General features: G+C 71.8%; 14 protein-coding genes and 1 pseudogene. 7 read left to right on the top strand and 8 right to left on the bottom strand.

The features are described from left to right. Positions 1–18: 18 nt before the first annotated feature. From CP975_RS04560 to CP975_RS04550, 3 genes are all read right to left on the bottom strand, one after another. Positions 19–714, bottom strand: coding sequence for an HAD family hydrolase (locus tag CP975_RS04560; protein ID WP_055534944.1), 696 nt, complete (start codon positions 712–714; stop codon positions 19–21). A 46-nt stretch (positions 715–760) separates the two neighbouring features. Continuing rightward, the gene (locus tag CP975_RS04555) at positions 761–1,243 is read right to left on the bottom strand and encodes an Lrp/AsnC family transcriptional regulator (protein WP_055534942.1); all 483 of its coding nucleotides are present in this window, start codon (positions 1,241–1,243) and stop codon (positions 761–763) included. A gap of 63 nt (positions 1,244–1,306) precedes the next feature. Further along, positions 1,307–2,887 (bottom strand): SCO4651 family lipoprotein, encoded by a 1,581-nt coding sequence (locus CP975_RS04550; protein ID WP_150476598.1) that lies wholly within the window; start codon positions 2,885–2,887, stop codon positions 1,307–1,309. 401 nt (positions 2,888–3,288) lie between these two features. Between CP975_RS04550 and CP975_RS04545 the strand changes: the two genes are divergently transcribed. Together CP975_RS04545 and CP975_RS04540 are read left to right on the top strand one after the other, a co-directional pair. Continuing rightward, on the top strand, positions 3,289–3,705 hold the full coding sequence (locus tag CP975_RS04545; protein ID WP_246201397.1) for an ATP-binding protein: 417 nt from the start codon (positions 3,289–3,291) through the stop codon (positions 3,703–3,705). 66 nt (positions 3,706–3,771) lie between these two features. Beyond that, a complete protein-coding gene (locus tag CP975_RS04540; protein ID WP_055534938.1) occupies positions 3,772–4,725 on the top strand; it encodes a GNAT family N-acetyltransferase in 954 nt (317 codons plus the stop codon). Between the two features lie 40 nt (positions 4,726–4,765). Here CP975_RS04540 and CP975_RS04535 read toward each other — a convergent pair whose 3' ends face one another. The 3 genes and pseudogenes from CP975_RS04535 to CP975_RS04525 all read right to left on the bottom strand — a co-directional run bounded on the left by CP975_RS04535 (position 4,766) and on the right by CP975_RS04525 (position 8,012). Continuing rightward, complete coding sequence (locus tag CP975_RS04535; RefSeq protein WP_150476597.1) at positions 4,766–6,280, bottom strand: FG-GAP-like repeat-containing protein; 1,515 nt, start codon at positions 6,278–6,280, stop codon at positions 4,766–4,768. Positions 6,281–6,387: 107 nt separating this feature from the next. Then, positions 6,388–7,020, bottom strand: a pseudogene (locus tag CP975_RS04530) (dioxygenase family protein); the annotation flags it as partial. Positions 7,021–7,064: 44 nt separating this feature from the next. Then, positions 7,065–8,012, bottom strand: a complete 948-nt coding sequence (locus tag CP975_RS04525) for a helix-turn-helix transcriptional regulator (RefSeq protein ID WP_150476595.1) — start codon at positions 8,010–8,012, stop codon at positions 7,065–7,067. 221 nt (positions 8,013–8,233) lie between these two features. Here CP975_RS04525 and CP975_RS04520 point away from each other — a divergent pair, with 221 nt between their 5' ends. The 4 genes from CP975_RS04520 to CP975_RS04505 all read left to right on the top strand — a co-directional run bounded on the left by CP975_RS04520 (position 8,234) and on the right by CP975_RS04505 (position 10,155). Beyond that, positions 8,234–8,734, top strand: coding sequence for a hypothetical protein (locus CP975_RS04520; RefSeq protein WP_055536142.1), 501 nt, complete (start codon positions 8,234–8,236; stop codon positions 8,732–8,734). Between the two features lie 29 nt (positions 8,735–8,763). Next, positions 8,764–9,240, top strand: coding sequence for a hypothetical protein (locus CP975_RS04515; RefSeq protein WP_055536141.1), 477 nt, complete (start codon positions 8,764–8,766; stop codon positions 9,238–9,240). Between the two features lie 37 nt (positions 9,241–9,277). After that, complete coding sequence (locus CP975_RS04510) at positions 9,278–9,652, top strand: peptidoglycan-binding domain-containing protein (protein ID WP_051819213.1); 375 nt, start codon at positions 9,278–9,280, stop codon at positions 9,650–9,652. 113 nt (positions 9,653–9,765) lie between these two features. Further along, positions 9,766–10,155 (top strand): VOC family protein, encoded by a 390-nt coding sequence (locus CP975_RS04505; RefSeq protein ID WP_055536140.1) that lies wholly within the window; start codon positions 9,766–9,768, stop codon positions 10,153–10,155. Positions 10,156–10,162: 7 nt separating this feature from the next. Here the strand turns inward: CP975_RS04505 and CP975_RS04500 are convergent, their stop codons facing one another. Then, positions 10,163–12,331: an MMPL family transporter gene (locus CP975_RS04500; RefSeq protein ID WP_055536139.1), complete on the bottom strand. Its 2,169-nt coding sequence runs from the start codon at positions 12,329–12,331 to the stop codon at positions 10,163–10,165. A 180-nt stretch (positions 12,332–12,511) separates the two neighbouring features. Here CP975_RS04500 and CP975_RS04495 point away from each other — a divergent pair, with 180 nt between their 5' ends. Further along, positions 12,512–13,249: a TetR/AcrR family transcriptional regulator gene (locus CP975_RS04495; protein WP_055536138.1), complete on the top strand. Its 738-nt coding sequence runs from the start codon at positions 12,512–12,514 to the stop codon at positions 13,247–13,249. A 24-nt stretch (positions 13,250–13,273) separates the two neighbouring features. On the opposite strand, the gene ppk2 is transcribed toward CP975_RS04495, so the two are convergent. After that, positions 13,274–14,239 carry a polyphosphate kinase 2 gene (gene ppk2, locus CP975_RS04490; protein ID WP_055536137.1) on the bottom strand — a complete coding sequence of 322 codons (966 nt, stop codon included), beginning with the start codon at positions 14,237–14,239 and terminating at the stop codon, positions 13,274–13,276. Positions 14,240–14,266: the final 27 nt, after the last annotated feature.

The raw sequence follows: 14,266 nt of genomic DNA, 5'->3' as shown, positions 1-14,266 counted from the left end.
GCGCAGTTCCCCGCGCCCCTAACGGGGCGCCTTCGCGGATGCCAGTACGTTCAGCGCTGCCTGCGCCGTGAACTCGCTCTGGCCTCCCCGGACCAGCAGCTCCGCCTCCGCGAACGCCTGGTCGTCGGCGTGGGCGGCGACGTAAGGGATCGCCACGCACCGCATCCCGGCCGCCCGCGCCGCCATCGCGCCGGGTGCGGCGTCCTCGAAGACCACGCAGTCCGCGGGCTCCGCGCCCAGCAGCGCGGCCGCGGCGAGGAACACGTCCGGCGCCGGCTTGCCGCGCGGCACCTCCTCGGCGGAGACGAACGTGGTCAGCTGGGCGTCCAGGCCCGTACCGGCCAGGATCGCCTCGATCGCCGCGCGGGAGGAGCCCGACGCCACGGCCATCGGCACGCCCGCCTCGTGCAGCCGCTCCACGAGCCCCCGCATCTCGGGGAAGACATGCGTCCCGGCCCGCGCCAGCTCCAGATAGCGGCGGTCGAGGTCGGCGATCAGCTCGGCCACCGATGCGTCGATCCCGTACTCGGTTCGCCACTGCGCCAGCGTCTCGTGGGAGCTGATGCCCACGTACCGCTCGTTGTCGGCCCAGGTGTACTCCCGGCCGGTGAACTCGGCGAGCAGGGCCCGTGAGGCTTCGTAGTAGTTGGGCTCGCTGTCCACGAGAGTGCCGTCGAGATCGAAGATGACCGAGGTCCTGCCGAAGCTGCTCATGCCGACCAGGATGCCAAAGGCGCAGGTCGTCGCCGCGGGGAGGGCCTCAGCGCTGCCCGGAGGCCGCCCTGCCGACCGACTCGACGAGGGGGAGCAGCCGGTGCGGGACCCGCTCCCGCAGAGCCATCTCGGTCCGCGTACGCACCACGCCCGGCAACTTGATCAACTGCTGGATGACGTCTTCCAGATGGCCGTTGTCCCGTGCCGCGACGCGCGTCAGCAGGTCGCCGCCGCCCGTGATCGAGTGCGCCTCGATGATCTCGGGCACGGCCGCGAGCGCGTCACCCACCTCGTCCAGGTGCCCCTGCGTCACCTCGATGTGGACGAACGCCAGCACCGGGTGGCCGAGCGCCGCGGGGGAGAGGAACGGACCCGTGCCCGTGATCACGCCGTCCCGCTCCAGGCGGTCGAGCCTGGCCTGGAGCGTGCCCCGCGCGATGCCGAGCACGCGCGCGTACTCGCGCAGGCTGGTGCGGGGCTGTTCGAGGAGCAGGCGCAGGATGCGGGTGTCGAGTTCGTCGACGGCCATGGTCCGAGGTACTCCCAGGTGAGCGAGGCTGATCGCTGGTGACTGTAGCCGCTGGGCGGTCCGCTACGGCCGCGCCTGGGCCGCGATGAACTCGTCCCACGTGGCGACCGACCCGGCGGGCGGCGCGGAGATCGTCGGCACGGCGCCGAAGTCCGAGTACTCCTCGTTGATCACCTCGCGGCCCTTCTTGCCCTCGCCGGTCTCCCGCGACTTGAGGACGAGGTCGTCCTTGCCGACCCACATGTCGATGACGACCGACTCCAACCCCTGCTTCTTCGCCACCGAGACGTAGAGGTCCCTCAGATCCTTCGACAGCGCGGGACCGGTGTACTCCGCCAGCTCGTCGAGGACGACCTTGCCGCGGTAGTGGTCGGCGGCCCGGCCGCCGGTCTTCTCCTCGGCGACCCAAGCGGTGGACTTCGTCGCGGCGAGCGCGCCCGCGAACTCGGCGACGTACCCGGCCGCGCGCGGAGCGCCACCGCCCCCGTCCGCACCGCCGCCGAGATCCATGCTGTACCAGCTCTTGCCCGGCACCTTGTCCGTCTTCACGTACGTCGAGCCGCCCATGGAGAGCATGTGGCTCACGCCCGTCGGGTTGGCCGCGGACTTCGACACCTCCGCCTTGATGACCGAGGCCGCGGGCTTCTTCTGGTACAGCATCTCGGAGCGGTCGGTGCCGCCCTGCCCCGTCTGGACCGTCTTGTACGAGGACTGCGCCGCGGTCTTCCTCGCCGCAGCCGCCAGGACGGCGCGGGCGTCCTTCCGGTCGTCCTGCGCGGCCTTGCCCGGCGTGCACATCACCGGCGCCTGGCCCGAGTCGGTGCCCTTGACGCAGTCGCCGGGCGCCGCGCCGCGGTTGGCGTGCGCGAGGCCCATCGTGTGCCCCAGCTCGTGGCTGATGTGGTTGCGCAGATAGGTCTCGCCCATGGAGGGCGCGGGCTTTCCGTCGGCGGTGAAGAACTCGTCGTTGATGTACGCGTGCCCGCTGGTCACCGTGGCGGGGAGGGAGGAGGCGTAGAAGCCGCAGCTCAGGTTCTTGCTGCCGGATCCGTCACGGACGACCTTCCAGCCCGAGCCGCCGCCGTCGGCTGGCGGTACGCACGGACGCCGCAGCAGCCCGATGACGACCTCGCCCCTGGTCCTGACGTGGTCCCAGCCGACCGGCCGGGAGTCGACGGTGACCGGCAGGTTCGTGACGCGCCGCAGGTCGGCGACCGACCGCTTGACGTAGGGGCCGAGCCAGTCGGCGGCCCTCTTGTCGTAGAACCTGACGGTGTAGCCGGTGCCGAGGAGCCTGGCCGCGCCGGCCGACGTCCAGCCCTCGCCGTGCGGGGCGGCGGGCGCGGCGCGCCGGGCGGAGGCCGCCGGGGGCGCCGGCGTGAGGGACATCACGCCGTCCCTGAAGCGTGTCCCGTCGGATCCGGAGGAGCCGAAGTCCTGCCGCCCCGCGTGGCTCGCCTCCGCGCGCGTGGGCGCCGTGGCCGGGCGCGAGGATGCGGGCGCTCTGTCATCGGTGGCATCGGCGTCGTCGGTGCCGAACGCGCTGGGTGACAGCTGGAGCCCGGCGACGACCGCCGCCGCGGCGCCGACGGCGGCCACGGTCCTACGGCGCCTGCGGGCGACGCGCTTCCGTATCGAACTCAAGTCCCCGCCGTCCTCTCGCTGAAGAGCATGTGCCGCCCCGGGACTCGCCGCTGGGACGTCCCGGGGTCGAACAGATGATAGGCGTGAAGTGCGGTGCGGGTGACGTCAGTTGGGCGCCGTGGGGCGGCGCCGCTCCGGACGCGGGCGCAGGCCCTAGGGGATCTTCGCCCAGGTGAGCGCCGTCGCGGCACTGGGGCACGTGACAAGGACAAGGACCACCAGGGTGGTTGTTGAGGGCGTATCCGCCTGGTGCTGTAGGGCGCACTGGACGGGCGGATTGGCGATCAGTCGAGGGGGGCATCACCGTGAGGCAGGACCGGTCGCGCAAGACACGCCGCGGCCCCGGTGGCGACAGTGATCGCGGGTGTACCGGTTGTCCACGGGAGGGGAAGTGAGTTGCCATGCGTGCGCACCAGCGCGCCCATCGGCCCACCACCAGGGTGGAGTACGCATTGCCGCAGGAAGCCGCTTCGGCGGGGCGGGCACGGAGGCTGACCTGCGCGTTCCTCGTCAGAGCGCACCACCGTAAGACCGAACTGACCGCCGAGCGCGTGGACGACGCCGCGCTGGTCGTCTCCGAGCTGGTATCCAACGCCGTCCAGCACGCGCATGGCGGCTGCCGCCTGCGCGTGGAGGTCTCCGGTGACCGGGTGACCGTCGAGGTCTACGACACGAGCCCGGTGCGCCCACGCGTGCGCAAACCGAGCAGTGAGCGGGAGAACGGCCGGGGGCTTGCGATGGTCCGCCAGCTCACCCACCGCCTGGAGGTCGTGACCGCGCGCCGCGGCGGCAAGACGGTGCGGGCGGTGCTGGCCTGACGGAGCCCGGGGGCGCCTGGAAAAAGTCCGTTGCGGGCACAGGGCGTGGCGGCGGACAGTGGGCGCATGACGACGTCTCTCACGCCGCCGCCCGGCCTGACCGTGCGGGCCGCGACGCTCGGCGACGCGGCGGCGGTGTGCGCCCTGCTCAACGAGGTCGACCTGCTGGAGATCGGCCGCGCCGACACCGAACTGGCCGAGGTGCAGGCCGACTTGAAGCACCCCGAGGTGGACCTGGAGCGTGACTCCTGGCTGCTGTTCGAGGGGGAGCGCCTGGTCGGGTACGCCCTGCTGTGGGACGAGTCGGGCGGTGAGCGGATCGACGTCGACCACTACGTGCTCCCCGGCCGGCCGCGGGGCGCCCTGTACCTGTTCGACCTGATGGAGGCCCGCGCCGCACAGCGCGCGGCGGCGGGCGGAGCGGCGCGCGCCGTGCTGCACCTGCACCTCAACAGCACGCCCACCATGGACCTGTCGGCGCTGGCCGCGCGGGGCTGGCGCACCGTGCGCCGCTACAACGTGATGGCCCGCCACATCAGCGTCCACGCCGACGAGCCGCCGAAGCCCGTGCCCGGCGTGACGCTGCGGGACTGCTCGGCGGAAGAGGACCGCAGGCACGCCCACGGACTGCTCCAGGAGTGCTTCACCGAGCACTTCGACTTCCAGCCGCGCAGCTACCCGCAGTGGCTCGACGACATCGGCGCCGAGCGCGCGGACTGGTCGCTGATCTGGATCGCCCACGTCGACGGCGTCGGTGACGCGGGCGTGCTGCGCACCCACGACGACCGCCCGTCGATGGCCTGGGTCGGCAACCTCGGCGTTCTGCCCGAGGCCCGCGGTCGCGGCCTCGGCAGCCATCTCCTGCGCCACGCCTTCGGCCACTACGCGGCGCGGGGCCGCGACCGGATCGGCCTCGGCGTCGACACAGACAACAGCAGCGGCGCGCTCGCCCTGTACGAGCGGCACGGCATGGCACTTGACCACGCGGTCGACACGTGGGAACTGATCTGCCCGGTCTGAGGCCCACGGGGGTGGTCTCGGACCGGGCCCGCGCCTGGTACTAGCGCAGCTCGCTGCCGAAGAGTGCCGCCGCGGCGGGGGCCGCGACGTCCTTGGGGCCGAAGGCGGCCGAGCCGGTGGCGGTCACGCCCGTGGCCGTGCCGCGCAGCGACCAGAGCGCGCCGGCCTGCGCGTTCTCCCGGACGGAGGAAACGGCGAGGTCGCGGTGGCCGTCGCCGGTGACGTCGAGCAGCGCGGTGGCCGACCCGAAGGTGTCGTCCTTCTCGGCGACGCCGGGAACACCCGCCGTGTTCTGGTGGAAGACCTGCGCCCCGGCCCCGGCCCCGGTCACGCCGTCGGCGCTGCCGTGCACCAGGACGACCGCGCCCGCGTCGGCGACGGAGCCCACGTCCTCACCCGTGACACCCACGGCGAGGTCGGCGTATCCGTCGCCCGTCACATCGCCGACGGCCACCGAGGCGCCGAAGGCGTCCCCGCTCTCCTCGGCGCCGGGAACGCCCGGCAGGTCCTGGTTGATCACCTGGGTGTCGTCCTTGAGGCCGCTCGCCGAGCCGTAGGCGACCCTGACCGTCGACCTGTAGACGTTTCCGAGCGCCAGGTCGTCGTAACCGTCGCCGTTGATGTCACCGACAGCCATGTCGCCGCCCGCGCCCGGCGCGTCGCCCCTCGTGAAACCGGTGGGCGAGCCGTACAGGACGCCGTTGGACGCCTCGCCGTCGCCGCTGTAACGGACCATGGCGAGGTCGTCGTAGCTGTCGCCGTTGAGGTCACCGACGGCCTGCGGCGAGGACGGCCCCGACAGGCTCCTGGGGCCGTCGACGCAGTCCCGGTCGGCGCAGGTGGGGTCCGGGCGACGGCTGCCGTAGTCCCACCACTCCGACCTGTCCATGAAGTCGAGGGTCTTGGCGGGCGTGCCGGTGCGCTGGAGAGGGCCCTTCCACAGGCGGGCCTGCTGGCCGACCGGGTCGTCGCCGTAGGACTCCACCCCGGCGAACAGGGCGAGGTCGGTCGTGCCGTCGCCGTCGAAGTCCCCCGCCTGCGGGGACCGGCCGAAGGTAGCGATCCTGGTGCCGCCGGTCAGACCGGAGGCGGAACCCCACAGGATCACCGAGCCCTCCGACGCGCTCCTGCCGCTCACACCGATGACCAGGTCCGCGAAACCGTCGCGGTCGAGGTCGCCCTTGGTGAACGTCCCACCGAACTCCTCCTTCGCCGTGGCCGCGCCGGGCACGCCGCCGGTGGAGCGGCTGATGACCTTCTTGCGGGCCGGGTCGAGGCCGTTCTTCGACCCGTACGTCACCACCACGTACCCGGCCTTGGCCTTGCCGGAGACCGTGCCGCCGGGGGCGCCGACGACCAGGTCGCCGTAGCCGTCGCCGTTGAAGTCGTCCGTCGCCTTCGCCGCGGCGCCGGCCGATTCGGCCGGCGAGGTGGCGGGGGCGGCGGCCCGGGCGCTTCCCTGCCCGAGGGTGAGGGCCGAGAGACCGCCGCCCACCAGCAGCGACGCGGCTATCAGAGGCATGGTGAGACGGACGGTGCGACTGCTGCGCGGCATACGACTTCCCTTGGTCAAAGATCGGCTGTGCCTCTGAGACGACCCGCGACCATTCCCGAAGGTTGTACGGCGCCCCGGCCCGGTACTCCCCGGCAACCGCGCGACTACTGCGGCACGTTCAGGACGAAGTCGAAGTCGGCCTCCTTCGCGTTTCCGACGGTACGGACGTTCATCAGCAGCCGGGAGTCGAAGATCGGGTCCGTGTTGTTGCGCGGCTCACCGGGGAAGTACAGCTGTGTCGTGAGCACCGGGCGGCCCGGGGCCTGCACCTTGACGTGCAGATGGCGGGTGCGGCCGGGGTAGAGGCCCGGTACGACCGTGGTGAGCCTGAACGCGCCGGACGCGTCCGTGTACTGGTGCCCGCGGAAGCGGAACCCGACGTTGTCGTACGTCCCGTAGGTGTCGGCCTGCCAGAAGTCCAGGAGGACCTGGGGTATCGCCCGGCAGGCACGCCCGAAGACGTACCCGGTGACGGTCAACCTCACCCCTGGCGTCCCCGGCTGGAGGAGCGAGGTGCGCCGCGGGGAGTTGGGCTTGAAGTAGGGGCCCTCCGTCTGCGGCGGCGTCGGATCGTCGCCGTCGTCGCACGACGGCGTCAGCGCCGGTGCCTCGCCCCGCTCACCCGCGGTGCGGGCCAGGGCGGGCACGCCCATGAGGCTCACGGGAACGGCCATGCCGACCGCGGCCGCGGCTCGCAGAACCGTCTTGCGGCTGGGTCCCTTGCCGGTCTTGTCGTCCATCGCTCCTCCAGAAGGGCGGGGTGGATTCCGGATCGGCTAAGAAGCTATGCGGGGGAGCGGGGCCGGGCGATGGACTGGACCCGGTGGTCGTGGTGAATATCGCCGGTGCCGCGGCGGAAGTCCCCGGGGCTCGCGCCGGTCTCGCGGCGGAAGAAGCGGCAGAAGTACGCCGGGTCCCCGAACCCGACCCGCCCGGCTATCTGACGTACCGACAACTCCGTGCGCAGCAGCAGGCGTTTGGCCTCGTGCACCCGGGCCTGCCGGATCAGTTCGCCGGGCGTACGGCCGGTGGACGTCTTCACCGCCTCGCTGAGATAGCTCACCGAGACGCCCAGGTGCTCCGCGCACGTCCGTACCGAGTGCGGGACGCCCTCGGGAGTGCCCAGCAGCGCCACGAACTCCGCGGCCACCGAACCGGGTCGCGAGGGCGGCGGCAGGACCGCGGGCTGCTGTGCGGGCTGCCGCGCCGCCCGCACCACCAGGACGTGCAGCAGGGCCCGCAGCACGCCGGGAAACCCCGCGGCACCCGTGCGGTACTCGCCGTCCAGTTCGGCGACGAGGCGAGCGGTCCACTCCGCCGCCTCGTCGGACAGTTCGAGCCAGGAGCGCCGCGCGAGCCCCCGCAGCAGGGCGCGGTCGGCGGGGTGGTCCAGGAGGAAGTCGTCGGTGAAGAGGACGACGTGACCCTCAAGGCCGGTCACGCCCTCCCAGTGGTGGACCTGGCCGGGGGCGATGAAACACAGGTTGGGCGGCCGCAGCGTGAAGCCCGTGAGGTCGACGACATGCCTGCCGGTGCCGCCGGTGACGTGGACGATCTCGTGGAAGGTGTGCCGGTGCGGGAACGGCGCGCGCGCCATCGGCCCGAAGACGTCGAACGTGCCGATGGCGAACGGCAGCGCGTTGGGCATCGGCACCTCCAGGCGGTGCGTCGGCATGCCGTCCCCGGTCGGCTCCCCGCTGTTCCCCTCGCCGGGCAAGACCGTTGTGCGCATTGCGTACGCTCCTCATCCCTACGCCGTCCGCCACGGCCGCCACCATGGCACGCGCGGTCACCGCCGGGGAGAGGACGTACGGCGGTGGCCAAAAGGCGCGTACTCGTGCGACCCGCGCCGTCCCGTGCGGCGTACGCCGATCACGGCGGCGTCAGGGGCACGTCAGCGCTCCCGGCGAGGATCGCGACGACACGGAACCAAGCCGCCAGGAGGCAGCTGACATGGCCGTCGCACACCACGCAGCCGACCGGAACGGGAACACGCCCGGCGCGTGCCGCCGCCGGGGCGGGCGAGGCCTGCGGGCCGCCCTCGCGGGCGCCGTCGCCTGCGCCGCGGCCCTGGCCGTCTCACCGGCCTCGCAGGCCACCGCCGTCACGAGGTCCGCCACCACCGCGGGCTGCCAGGCGCGCGCCGACGCACGGCACACCGACTGGACCGGGATGCACTTCCTCGGGGACGTGGTCTGTCCGCACAACACCGGTTCGATCCGGGTGCAGTCCACGACCGAGAGTTCCGTCAACGGCCAGATCGCCTTCTCTCCCAGCTGGTTCGTGTGCTGGAAGCGCGGCAGCCCGTACCAGGGAGGGGACATCTGGTACTACACGCAGGGCGACACGGTCTCCGGCGCCAGGACCGCGAAGGGCTGGGGGTACCTCCCGGCCGCCGAACTCGCCTCGGCCACGCACCCGGTGCCGGGCCTGAAGCAGTGCACTTGGTCGTGAGGACCAGTGCCGTTCTCTGGAGTACGCGCATGAGCCCCGCACTCGCACAGCACCCCCGGAAGCGCCGTGCCGCCCTCGCGGGAGCCGCGCTCTGTCTGACGCTGGCCGCCGGGCCGGTGCCGGCCGCACAGGCGAGCCAGGCAGCGCCCCGCGCCGGTGCGGCCGACGCGTCGGCGACCTGCTCGCTGCGGCAGAACCAGCCGCACAGGGACACCCTGGGCAACGTCTTCAGCCTCGATTTGTACTGCGACAACCTGATCTCCGACACGTTCGGCCGCCCCGCCTTCAACGCGCCGGTCACCGGCCGCCTCAAGTACACGCCGAGCTGGTTCGTGTGCTGGACCGAGGGCGACCCCGCGCCCGACGGAAACAAGGTCTGGTACTACACGCAGGGCGACGAGGTCGTCAGCCTGCCCGGCATCAAGGGCTGGGGCATGGTGCCGGCCAGGGTCGTGGAGACCCAGAAGCACCCCTACCCCGGGCTGCCCCGCTGCCCGTGGTTCTGATCCGCATACCCCACCACACCGTTCGGGAGAGTTCACCGTGACGTCACGACCCAACCGACGCGACCGCGTCCGTACGCTCGCCGCCGCGCTGCTCGGCTGCGCGCTGCTGGCGGGACCCGCCGTGGCACTGGACGGGGCCGCGGACGACGTGCGCGTCCAGCAGGCCACCAACGGGGAGTGGCGCCACTGCCCGTACACCGGAACCCACCCGGAACTGGGCAAGGGCCACGCGAACGACGCCGTCGGGCACCTTCAGTGCGTCCTGAACAAGGTCTACGGCTACAAGAGCGTCACCATGGACAAGATCTTCGGCGACGCCACCCTGGCCGCGGTCAAGAACTTCCAGCAGAGCGTCGGCCTGAGCGCGGACGGGTTCGTCGGGCCCAACACCTGGGCGGCGCTGCATCCGTAACCACGTGGTGGACCGATGGATCTCCGCTCGGCGATCATGGGGCGCAGCCGAAGCGCGACGGCGAGACCGTCGTACACCCCCGGCGCCCAGGCGCCGCGACCCGCGGAGAGACCATGCGTGTGCTCGCCTTCGACCACCTCGTCCTGAACGTCGCCGACATCGAGCGTTCACTCGCCTTCTACACCGGCCCGTTGGGCCTTGAGCCGTTGCGCGTCGAGGAGTGGCGGGCCGGCAAGGCCCCCTTCCCGTCCGTGCGGGTCAGCCCCACCACCATCATCGACCTCGTCGAGGCCCCCGAAGGGCAGCCGGCGGGCTCCAGCGTCGACCACATCTGCTTGGCGGTCGAGCCGCTCGACTGGCAGCAGGTCATCGACTCCGGCGTCTTCACGGTCCTGGACGGCCCCGGCGAGCGTTTCGGCGCCCGGGGCACCGCCCTCTCCCTCTACGTGCGGGACCCCGACGGCAACACCGTGGAGCTGCGCTGGTACCCGCAGGACGCCTGACACCCGGTCAGGCCTCCGAGAGGCCGAAGCGCCCGTGGAACGCGCGCAGGAAACCGGGCGCGTACCAGGCCGAGCGGCCGAGCAGCCGCATCGACGCGGGGACGAGGACACCGCGTACGGCGATGGCGTCGATGAGGATGGCGAGGCCGCTGCCCAGACCGAACAGCTGCATGAAGCTGATCTCGGCCGTCCCGAACGCGAAGAAGCTCACCGCGATCAGCGCCGCCGCCGCGCTGACGACGCGCCCGGTGTGTCCGAGGCCGTTCACCACGGCCGACTCGTTGTCCTCGCCCAGCTCGTGCAGCTCCTTGATCCGGCTGGTGACGAACACCTCGTAGTCCATCGAGAGGCCGAAGGCGACGCAGAACATCAGCACGGTCATCGACGTCTCCATCGGCTGCGGCGTGAAGCCGAGCAGACCGGAGAGGTGGCCGTCCTGGAAGATCCAGGTCATGACGCCGACGGTCGCTCCCAGGCCGACCGCGTTGAGGACCAGCGCACGCAGCGGCTGGACGACGCTGCCGGTGAACAGGAAGAGCAGCAGGAAGGTGGTGACCACGATCAGGCCCACGGCGAGCGGGAGCCTGCCGCCGATCGAGTCGTTGGAATCGACCAGTTCGGCGTCGCCGCCGCCCACCAGCGGCTCGGTCCCCGAGGGCGGGGCGGCCGACCTGACCTCCTCGACCAGCTCCTTGGCCGCGTCCGACTTCGGCGTCAGGGCGCTCACCACGTTGAGCTGCTGCGCGCCGGGGCGGCCGAGCGCCGCGTTGCCGGGGCCGGCCGCCGTGGCCCGCCCCTCGGCGTAGACCCCCGTGCTGGCCTCGACGCGGGTGACGCCGTCGAGCCGGGACAGTCCGGCCGCGTACGCCTCCAAGGGGGCCCTGTCCACGGACTCGTCGATGACGACGCGCAGGGCCGCGGCGTCGTTGCCGTTGAAGTTCTCCCGCAGCGACACCGAGACCTGGCGGCTCTCGGCGCCCTCGGGCAGCACGCGTTCGTCCGCCGTGCCGAAGGTGATGCCGAGCAGCGGGCTCGCCGCCGCGACCAGCACCGCGAGCACGGGCAGCGCGGTGAGCGCGGGCCGGCGCATGACGGTCCTGGCAAGACGCCCCCACAAGGACGCCCCGGATCCGGAGCGCCCCGGCTGCGCCCACGGCATCCGGCCGCGGTTGACCCGGTGGCCGAGGACGTTGAGCAGCGCCGGCATCACGAACAGGGTGGCGAGGGCCGCGATGACGACGACACCGACGCCGGAGTAGCCGAACGAGCGCAGGAAGTACTGCGGGAACACCATGAGCGCCGCGAGCGCGGCGGCCACGGTCGCGGCGGAGAACGCGACCGTACGCCCCGCGGTGCTCATCGTCGCGCGGACGGCGTCCTCCACGCCCACCCCCGCCGCGAGCTGCTCCCGGAACCGGCTGACCATCAGCAGGGCGTAGTCGACGCCCAGGCCCAGACCGAGGGCCGTGGTCAGATTGACCGCGAAGACGGACACGTCGGTGACGCTGCCGACGAGGTACAGCTCGGCGAACACCCCCACGATGGCGATGAGCGCGATGGCCAGTGGCAGCAGCGCGGAGACCACGGTGCCGAAGACGACCAGGAGCAGCAGCAGGACGAGCGGTACGGCGATGGACTCCGCGAGGACGAGGTCCTCGCCGGTCTGCGGCCCCATCTCGTAACTCACGCCGGCGCTGCCACCGGCCTTCACCGTGAGCGCGTCCTTGTACGTTCCGGCGTAGACGTCGATGACGCCCTTGGCGTTCTCCTGCCGCTCCGTGTCGTGTCCCTTCACCCGGGCGAGGACGAGGGCCTCGCGGCCGTCCTCGGAGCGCAGGCCGGGACTGTTCGTGTCCCAGTACGAGACCACGTTGTCGAGGTCCTGCTCCTCCTTCAGCTCGGCCACCAGGGCCCGGCCGTTCCGTTCGGCTTCAGGACTGTCGACGCGGCCCTCGGAGGAACGGACCAGCAGCACCAGGTTCGTCTCTCCGCCGAACTTCTCGTCGATGACCTCCCTGGCCCGCGAGGACTGGGAGGACGGGTCGTCGAAACCGCCGCCGAGCAGCTTCCCGAACGCGCCGGCGCCCAGGGCGCCCATGAGGGCCACGGCCACGACGGCGATGACGAGTACCAGCCGGGACCGGCGGATCGCCAGTTCGGCTATGCGTTCAAACACGCACGTTCTCCTTTGGTGTCCCCGCGTTTCCTACGGATGAAGGCGGATGAAACGGGGGTCGCACGCTTCGCCGCCGCGAGTGACGCTAGTGAGGACACGGAAGATTTGGCAGTGTCAGATTTTCTTCACGGCAGGCAACTGGCCCTGGCGGTGCGGGCGTTACCGTCGTACCGTCGCCGCATGCTCGCCGACCGAGAAGCCGCCGCCCCGCCCACCCTGCGCCAGCGCCGAAGGGCCGCAGCCACTCAGGAGATCCTGGACGCCGCCGAGCAGCACATCACCGCACACGGGCCCGCGGCTCTGTCCCTGCGCGCCGTCGCCCGCAGCCTCGGCATGACCGTCCAGGCCCTCTACCACTACTTCCCGAACCGGGACGCCCTCGTCACGGCGCTCATCACCAAGGCGTACGACGACCTGGCCGACGCCGTGCAGACGGCCGTCGACACCGCTGCGGACGGCGCGGACCCGCCGCGCCTGGTCGTCGCGGCCGAGGGCTACCGCCGATGGGCCATCGCCCACCCCGAGCACTTCCAGCTCCTCTACGGCACGCCACTGCGGGAGTACGAGGCGCCCGCCGACGGCCCGACGACCCGGGCCATGCGCCGGATGAGCACGATCTTCGAACGCGAGATGTTCGCCGGGTTCACCACGGCGCAGCTCGCAGCGGCCGACACCCCCGCGCTCTCGCCCGCACTCCGGGCACACCTGGAACAGCTGCCCCCTGACGGCCTGGGGGACCTGCCGCCATCCGCGACCACGCTGCTCCTGAGCGCGTGGGGACATCTGCACGGCCTCGTGGTCCTCGAAGTCTTCGGCCACACCTCCTTCACCGGCGACCATCAGGCCGAGATCTTCCGCGCCGCCATGCGGAACCTGCTGGAGGACGTCCACCGCCGGATCCCGGCGCACGCGCCGTGACGCCCGCCGGGGCCGAGCGGCGCGTCAGGGATGCTGGCCCGGCCCCTGCTCGTAGTGGGCGATCCTGCTGGGGGACAGGTCCGTGGGGTCCTCACCCGCTTCCAGAAGCGTGTCGGCCGGGCCGATGATCAGCGGATCCGCCTCGCCCACGGCGTCCTTGTCCTTCGCCTCGTAGTCCATACGCAGCAACAGGTGCCGGATCGCCTCAAGACGCCCCCGGCGCTTGTCGTTGAACTTGATCACCGACCACGGGGCGTGAACCGTGTCCGTCGCCCGGAACATCTCCACCTTGGCCTTGGTGTACGCGTCCCAGAGGTCGAGCGAGGCCAGGTCCGTCGGGGACAGCTTCCACTGCCGTACGGGATCCACCTGACGGATCGCGAAGCGCGTACGCTGCTCCGCCTGCGAGACGGAGAGCCAGAACTTGATCAGCACGATCCCGTCGTCGGTGAGCATCTTCTCGAACAGCGGGGCCTGCTGGAGGAACTGCCGGTGCTCCTGCGGGGTGCAGAAGCCCATCACGGGCTCGACGCCGGCGCGGTTGTACCAGGAGCGGTCGAAGAAGACGATCTCCCCGGCCGACGGGAGCTGCGCCACGTAACGCTGGAAGTACCACTGGCCCGCCTCGCGCTCGGTGGGCTTGTCCAGGGCCACGACGCGAGCGCCTCGCGGGTTGAGGCGTTCGGTGAAGCGCTTGATGGTGCCGCCCTTGCCCGCGGCGTCCCGCCCCTCGCAGACGACCACGATGCGCTGCCCCTGCTCGCGGACCGTCTTCTGCAACTTCAGCAGCTCGATCTGGAGGAAACGCTTCCGGCGCTCGTAGGTCTTCCGCCGCATCTTCTCCCGGTAGGGGTAGTTCTCCTGCCAGGTCCGCAACGGCTCGCCCTGCTCGTCGAGCAGCACCGGACGCTCCGGCCGGGCCTCGTCCACCCGCAGCCCGTCGAGCAGGCGCTCACCCTCCTCCTCGGCCCCAGCGTCGTCCGATGCCATGGCGTCTCCTCTCATCGCTACATCACC

The sequence above is a fragment of the Streptomyces alboniger genome (assembly GCF_008704395.1).
Taxonomy (GTDB): Bacteria; Actinomycetota; Actinomycetes; order Streptomycetales; family Streptomycetaceae; genus Streptomyces; species Streptomyces alboniger.
The sequence above is the reverse complement of the archived record's forward strand: the minus strand, read 5'-3'. Positions and strand labels throughout refer to the sequence as shown.